The 7,266-nt window shown below is 64.5% G+C and carries 8 protein-coding genes; 1 reads left to right on the top strand and 7 read right to left on the bottom strand.

Going from position 1 to position 7,266, the window contains the following annotated elements; genetic code table 11:
* A partial coding sequence (locus tag PQR42_RS26305; RefSeq protein WP_408493959.1) for a hypothetical protein occupies positions 1-246 on the top strand: 246 nt, incomplete at its 5' end.
* Here the strand turns inward: PQR42_RS26305 and PQR42_RS26300 are convergent.
* The 7 genes from PQR42_RS26300 to phnT form a co-directional block, all read right to left on the bottom strand.
* A complete protein-coding gene (locus PQR42_RS26300; protein WP_408209295.1) occupies positions 227-787 on the bottom strand; it encodes a phosphonate degradation HD-domain oxygenase in 561 nt (186 codons plus the stop codon). The two genes, PQR42_RS26305 and PQR42_RS26300, sit on opposite strands and share 20 nt — an antisense overlap.
* A 4-nt stretch (positions 788-791) precedes the next feature.
* Complete coding sequence (gene phnY, locus PQR42_RS26295; RefSeq protein WP_408392681.1) at positions 792-2,243, bottom strand: phosphonoacetaldehyde dehydrogenase; 1,452 nt, start codon at positions 2,241-2,243, stop codon at positions 792-794.
* Positions 2,240-3,511, bottom strand: coding sequence for a phosphonoacetate hydrolase (phnA, locus tag PQR42_RS26290; protein ID WP_408209291.1), 1,272 nt, complete (start codon positions 3,509-3,511; stop codon positions 2,240-2,242). Before phnA ends, phnY begins: the two co-directional genes overlap by 4 nt.
* 56 nt (positions 3,512-3,567) lie before the next feature.
* Entirely contained in the window at positions 3,568-4,302 is a 735-nt protein-coding gene (locus PQR42_RS26285; RefSeq protein ID WP_408209289.1) for a phosphonate utilization associated transcriptional regulator, read from the bottom strand.
* 76 nt (positions 4,303-4,378) lie between these two features.
* Positions 4,379-5,242, bottom strand: coding sequence for a 2-aminoethylphosphonate ABC transport system, membrane component PhnV (gene phnV / locus PQR42_RS26280; protein WP_408392678.1), 864 nt, complete (start codon positions 5,240-5,242; stop codon positions 4,379-4,381).
* Positions 5,232-6,176, bottom strand: coding sequence for a 2-aminoethylphosphonate ABC transporter permease subunit (locus tag PQR42_RS26275; RefSeq protein WP_408392675.1), 945 nt, complete (start codon positions 6,174-6,176; stop codon positions 5,232-5,234). The genes phnV and PQR42_RS26275 overlap by 11 nt, the downstream gene beginning before the upstream one ends.
* Positions 6,154-7,254, bottom strand: coding sequence for a 2-aminoethylphosphonate ABC transport system ATP-binding subunit PhnT (gene phnT / locus PQR42_RS26270; RefSeq protein ID WP_408209281.1), 1,101 nt, complete (start codon positions 7,252-7,254; stop codon positions 6,154-6,156). The genes PQR42_RS26275 and phnT overlap by 23 nt, the downstream gene beginning before the upstream one ends.
* Positions 7,255-7,266 lie beyond the last annotated feature (12 nt).

Genomic DNA, 7,266 nt, shown 5'->3' with positions numbered 1-7,266 from the left:
CACTTCGCTGAAAGCCTTGCCACTGCTGGCTCTCCCGCCTCCCGCGCCTCGGTGTCCGAAGCACGAAAGAGCGAGATTCTAGCGAGCCCGACTCCGCCTTGCAAGCGTTATTTTGATACGCATGGATTGCGCCAGAAACGGCGCAAGGACAACGACAAAATCGGGAGACCAGCAAGCGCGGGAAGGACCGAAAACCGCACTACCGATAACGGCCCTGAAAACACAATCAAACAGTCGCGTGCTTAAGCATCACTCGTTCGACCACACCTAAATAGTGATCAAGCGCCGGCGTCGCGCGATTCTCTTCCTTGGCGAGATCGTCCCACCTGCGCAGGCGCAATGCGTCTTCCGCGTAGGGCTTTTGCAGGAACGCTTCAGCCTCCTCCTTGCTGAAGATGCCGCCCTGCAATTCCAGACTCCGCACCGAATCGGCGGAAAGCTGGCCGAAATACGTGTCGTCGATCGCGCACAGGCACCGCTTGGCGTCGACGTGCAAACGAATCGGCTCCAACACCGCGTTCGACAACACCGGCCGCAAAAACGGCAGCGCGAAATACTGATGCAGATCGTCGATGCCCCGCTCCGTCGGCGTCTCTCCCTGCAGATTGATCAGGTGCCCAAGGTCGTGCAGAAACGCCGCGGCGACCAGTTCATCGTCAGCGCCAGCCGCTTCCGCCAGCGCACCACTCTGCAACGCATGTTCGAGCTGCGTCACCGGCTCGCCGCTATAAGCGAGCTTGCCGTATTGCTCGAACAGCGAACGGATGTCCTTCACATTCAATGCCACGCTCTTACTCCCACGGTAATGAAAAGGTCTTCAGATTGGTGAAGCTCTTCATGGCTTCCTGAACACCTTCCTTATAGCCGAGCCCGGAGTCCTTGATGCCGCCGAACGGCGTCAACTCGATCCGGTAGCCCGGCACTTCCCACACGTTGACCGTGCCCACGCGCAATTCGTTGATGAAGCGCGTGATCGCATCCTGCCGGTTCGTGCACACGCCCGACGACAACCCGAACGCCGTGCCGTTGCTGATGCGGATAGCGTCGTCCAACGTGTCGAAGGTGATGATCGGTGACACCGGCCCAAAGGTTTCCTCGCGCACCAGCGTCATCGACGGATCGACGCCGTCCAGCACCGTCGGCGCATACAACGCGCCCTTGCGCTGGTTGCCGATGCGCAAACGCGCCCCGCTCGCCACCGCCTCATTCACGCGCGCTTCGAAAAGCTGCGCGGCGGCGACGTCGATCACCGTGCCCATCTGATTCGACGCATCCAACGGATCGCCGAAAGACCAGGCGCGCGTCTTCTCGACGACCAGGTCGGTGAAATCCGCGGCCACGCTTTTCTGCACCAGCATCCGCTTGACCGCGGTACAGCGCTGCCCGGAGTTCTTATATGAACCCTGCACGGCGAGCGTCGCCGCGCGTTCGAGATCGGCGTCGTCGAGCACGATCAGCGGATCGTTGCCACCCAGTTCCAGCACCACGCGCCGGTACGCCGCCTTGCCCGCGATGTATTTGCCGATCGCCACGCCGCCCGTGAATGTGACGAGCTCCGCCAGCGGGTGCGTGATCAGTTCATCGGCGATTTCGCGCGGATCGCCGGTCAGCACCTGCAACATCGGCGCGGGCAAGCCGGCTTCATACAGGACATCGGCGAGATACAGCGCCGACAGCGGCACCTTTTCCGACGGCTTCAGCACCACGCGATTGTTCGTCGCGATGGCCGGCGCGATCTTGTGCGCGACCTGGTTCATCGGATGGTTGAACGGCGTAATCGCGACGATCACGCCCGCCAGCGGCTCGCGCTGCGAAAACACGCGCCGCTTCTTGCCATGCGGCGTCAGATCGCAGGAGAAGCTCTGCCCGTCGTCACGCAATGCCTCAATCGACGCGAACTTCAACACATCGGCGACGCGGCCAATCTCATAACGCGAGTCCTGCTTCGACAAACCGGACTCGAGCGAAATCAGATCCGACGCCTCTTCGGTCCGCTCGCGCATGAGCGCCGCCGCGCGCTCCAGAATCTGCGAGCGTTCGTAACGTGTGAGCTGCGCCTGATACGCCGCCGCATACTCGAACGCGGCGCGCACATCATCGACGCTCGCCAGCGGGACCGTGCCCACGCGCGTTCCCGTATAAGGATCGAACACATCGAGCGTGCGCGAGCGCGTCACACGCTCGCCTTTGAGCCGCAGCGCTTCCGCCCGAAAAGCCGGATGGTCCCGCAGCACGGCGTTCATGATGACGACACGCGATTCAAGGCGATGTCGAAGATATCGAAGTTACGCAGCCTCTTGCCACCATTGCCGCCGCTGGACGGCAACGCTTCGACACGCCGGTTGAACAGCAGCGGCACTTCCTGTTCGGAAATTCCACCGTGCGAGCGCAGCGGCACGGTCAGCCCGGACAGATCGTGGTCAGCGCGCCGCGTGCCGAGCACGACATGCTTCGTGCTGACCACGACGATATCGCCGACGCGGTCGTTCGGCAGCTCGAAGCGCTCGCACGCCACCTGGTTGTCAAGCACGGTATCGATCCCCTGCAAGCCGCCGATCCGCTCGATCACCTGCGCGACGCTGACATCGCGCGGCAGATAAATCGTCGCGAACGAGCCGAGCGCGCCGTGATGCACCACATACGGATCCGTGATCGGCAAAATGACGCGCGCGCGGCCGGCGCCGAGCCAATCGTCGAGCACGTCCTGCAGATAGATCACATTCGGCTCGCCGGTCTGCGGATCGTGCTTCGCGTTCATGCCGTGGTCGGCGGTCAGGCCGATCACCCAGCCGAGCGCGTCGAGCTTCGCGAGGTAGCCGTCCATCATCGCGTAGAAGGCGTTCGCGCCCTCGGTGCCCGGCGCCCATTTGTGCTGGATGTAATCGGTCGTCGACAGATACATCAGGTCGAGTTGGCGCGTTTGCGCGAGCCGCACACCAGCGGCGAATACGAATTCGGACAGTCCCGCGCTATACACATCGGGCACCGGCAAGCCGACCAGATCGAGTACTTCGCCGATGCCGTTTTCCTCGAGCGTCACCTTGTCGGCTTTCTCCGCCGAGAAGCAGATGCCCTTCAACTGCCAGCCGAGCAGCCGGCGCAACTTGTCTTTCGCGGTGACCACGGCAACCGCCGCGCCCGCTTCGGCAGCAGCGGCGAGCAAGGTGCCCGCGCGCAGATATGCGGGGTCGTTCATCATCACTTCCGCGCCCTCGCCGCCGTTCGCGTCCGGATCCCAGAAGTAGTTGCCGCAGATGCCGTGCACCGAAGGCGGCACGCCGCACACGATCGACAGATTGTTCGGGTTGGTGAACGACGGAATCACGCAGTCGCCCTTGAAGGCGCTGCCGCCCTTGAGCATCTTGCCGATGAACGGCGCGACGCCCGCCGCGACCGCGGCTTCGAGATAATCGAATTCGCAGCCGTCGACGCACACCACCACCGTCGGTTGCGAGGGTAGCCGGTAGCCGCGGCCGTTGACTTCGATCGTACGTTCGCTTGTATTCGCCATCGTTACCTTCCATGCGTGCCGGGCACGCGCGTTGTAGTCAGTTCGTTGCAACCATCTCAATCGTGCGACGCCGCCGGCATCCGCACCACGCTCAACGGCCCCGCCGGTTCGCACGCCGCGTGAGCGCGTTGCAAGCCGCCGTTCACGTGCGCATGCATCAGCGCCGCGGCATGCTCGGCGTCGCGAGAAGCCAGCGCCGTCAAGATCGCGCGATGCTCGGCCAGCGAGCGCTCCATCGCATCGGCATGCACCACCAGCGCGGCCCGTCGAAACAGGCTCAATTCGCACACCAGCCTGCGGTACGTCTCATACAGCTTCGAATTGCCCGATGCCGCCACCAGCGCGTCGTGAAACGCCACATTCGCGCGTGCATAAGCATCGTGATCCTGGGCGTCGAGCGCCGCACGCATCGCGTCGAGCCAATCGCGCAACCCCGCCAGCTTGCGGGCATCGATACTGACCGCCAGCATCCGGCACGCCGCCTCTTCGAGCACCGCGCGCACCGCGTAAATTTCATCCGCTTCCGCCAGCGACACCGTCCGCACGAATACGCCGCGGTTCTTCTCGGTACGCACGAGGCCGGCCTGCTCCAACGCGCGAAACGCCTCGCGCACCGGACCGCGCGACACCTGCAGACGCGTCGCCCAGTCGGCTTCGTTGAGCTTGTCGCCGGGCGCGAGCGCCCCCTCGATGATGTGCCGTTCGATTTCGTCGCGCACCAGCGTCGTCAGCGAATGCCTGCGCACAACCTCAATCGGATCGACAGAAGCAGTTTGCATATATTCGGTCATTTTGACAAATTTTGCCACATCGATATGTGCAGGCGCGCCGCCACGGCATGCCGGCACACGCATCAGAAGTTGCTCGTCAGTCCACCCGACGGCGCGGGACGCGCGCGGCGATCAGCAGCAGCGCGGCGAGCGAAACCAGCAGGAGAATCAGCGACAGCGCGGAGGCCGGCAGGTAATAGCCGCGCTCCACCTGGCCGACGACCACGATCGGCACCGTCGCGAATCCCGGCGGATACACGGTGAGCGTGGCGCCGAGTTCGCCGAGCGAGAGCGCGAAGCCCAGCGCAAGACTCGCGCGGATCGCCGGCACCAGTTGCGGCAGCACGACGCGGCGCAACACCATCGAAGGCGGCGCACCGAGGCTTGCGGCGGCTTCACGCAGAATCGTCAGCTCCGGGCGCAACGCGGCGGCGGCGCACCGGTAGCAGAACGGCAGCACCAGCGCCAACTGCACGAACACGACGATCGCCGCGGAGCTCGACAGATCGAACGGCCGCTTGTGATACGCGATCAGCACCGCGAGCCCGAGCACCACGCTCGGCACGCCGTTGGGCATCATCGCGATGGTGTCGACGATCGCGCCGAGACCGCGGCGATCGCGCCCTTCGAGCGCCAGCGCGAGCCACAGGCCGAGAATCGTGCCGAGCACCGCGACGCCGATGCCGATTTCGAGGCTCGTGGTGATTGCATCGAAGTCGCTCGAACCGAGCCGCTCAAACCAGCGCATGCTGAAGCCGTCGGGCAGGATCGTGCCGGACCAGTGCGCGGCCACGCTCGAGAGCGCGACGACCAGCACCGGCAACACGAATAGCCAGAAACACAGCAAGGCGGATAAACCGAGAAACGCGCCGCCAAGCATGCGCACCACCAGACTGCGGCGCACCGGCCGCGCTTTCTTGTGCATGACCGGCAAAACGGTCGGGTCGAGTTCAACGGCCATGGCCCGCTCCTTTCACCTTGCGACGGTTGACCTGGCGGTACAACGCGTACAGCGACAAAGACATGATCAGCATCACGACCGCGCCGGCGGCGGCGGTCGGCAGATCGAGATCGACGGTGGCGGAGCTGTAGATTGCCACCGGCAGCGTGATCAGATGCGCGCTGCCGAGCACGAGCAGAATGCCGAACTCGTTGAGCGTCAGCAGAAAGCACAGGATCGTGCCCGCGGCGATGCCCGGCCACGCGAGCGGCAGGATCACCTTGAACGCGACCATCCAGCCGCTCGCGCCGAGACTGCGGGCGGCTTCGATCAGCCGCATGTCGAGCGTGGCGAACGAAGCCAGCGTCGGACGCACGACGAACGGCGCGTAGAACACTACTTCCGCGAGAATCACGCCGCCCACGCCGAACAGGAAATCGAGCGGCGGGCTCTGCAGATGAAAGAGCCGCTGCAAGCCGATGCTGACGGAACCTTGCGAGCCGTACAGAAAGATCAGCGTGAAGGCGACCAGAAACGACGGGAACGCGACGAACAGTTCGAGAAAGCGCGTGATCATCCGCGCGCCGGGAAACGGCTTGAAGAACAGGATCGACGCCAGCGCGACGCCGAGCAGCGACGCCAGCCCGGCACTGGCAAACAGAATCCACAACGTCGTGCCGATCACGCCGCTCGTTTCCGGATTGCCGAAGAACGCCGAATAAGCGTGCAGGCTCAAGCCGTGAGGACCGGTCAGGCTCAGCAGCACCAGACGCACGAGCGGATAGATGACCAGCGGCCCGAGCACCACCACGGCGAGGAACAGCAGATGCCATTGCGCGGCGCGTTCGCGGCGCTTCACCGCGGCCGTATGCGAGGCGGCGCTGGCGCTGCGGCGGGCATCGGCGGCGGCCGTGCCGAGCGGGTTCGGCGTATCAGGGGTTGATAAGGACGACATCGTCAGCCTCGTAACGCAGGGAAATACGCGCGCCCTTCTCCGGCATCATGCCGTGGCCGCGCTGCATGGTGACGAGCACCGGCTCATTCGGCATCGCGTCCAGTACTACGGATACCGACAACACCGCGCCATACCATTCGACCGAGGTGATCGCACCGTGCAACTGCCCTTCGCCGAGCGGCACGATACGCAACGCCTCCGGACGCAGACAGGCCACGCGATCGCGTTCGTTGTAGCGTGCGTCGCTCATGCTGAAGGCGACCTGCGGCGGCAGCAGATTGGCCGCGCCCAGATAACGCGCGACGAAGCCGTCGGCCGGCGTGTCGTACAGCTGTTGCGGCGTGCCGAGTTGGGCGATGCGGCCCTCGCGCATCAGCAGCGTGCGGTCGGACAGCACCAGCGCGTCGTCCTGATCGTGCGTCACGCAGACGATCGTCAGATTCGGCAGGCGCTCATGCAACGACTTGAGTTCGGAACGCACCGAGGCGCGCAGATTGGCGTCGAGTGCGGAAAGCGGTTCGTCGAGCAGCAGCACATCGGGCTCGATCACGAGAGCGCGCGCGAGCGCCACGCGCTGCTGCATGCCGCCCGACAACTGCGCGGGCATCACGTGGCCGGCGTCGCCGAGTTGCACCAGCTTCAACGCGTCGGCGACGCGTCGCGCGACATCCTTGGACGGCGTGCGGCGCGCGCGCAACCCGAAGGCCACATTCTCGAACACCGACAGATGGGGAAACAGCGCGTAGCTCTGGAACAGCAGACCGAGATTGCGCTTATGCGGCGGCACATGCGTGAGATCGTGACCGGCCACGGTCAGCGTGCCGGCCAGTCCGTCCGCTTCGATAAACCCGGCGATGAACCGCAACAACGTCGTCTTGCCGCAACCGCTGCGGCCGAGCACGGTAAGCAATTCGCCGCGCTGGATGGTCAACGACAGATCGTCGAGCACGGTGCGCGAACCGAAGCGCACCGTCAGATGATCGATCTGCACGCCGCCCGGCGTAGTCGAATGCGCGGCATCGAGCGCGTCCGGTGAGGCGCCGAGCGCGCCTGGTTGAGCAAGACTGGCGGTATTCACCGGGTTCATCCT

This window comes from Paraburkholderia sediminicola (assembly GCF_046027355.1).
Classification (GTDB): Bacteria; Pseudomonadota; Gammaproteobacteria; order Burkholderiales; family Burkholderiaceae; genus Paraburkholderia; species Paraburkholderia sediminicola_B.
The sequence above is the reverse complement of the archived record's forward strand: the minus strand, read 5'-3'. Positions and strand labels throughout refer to the sequence as shown.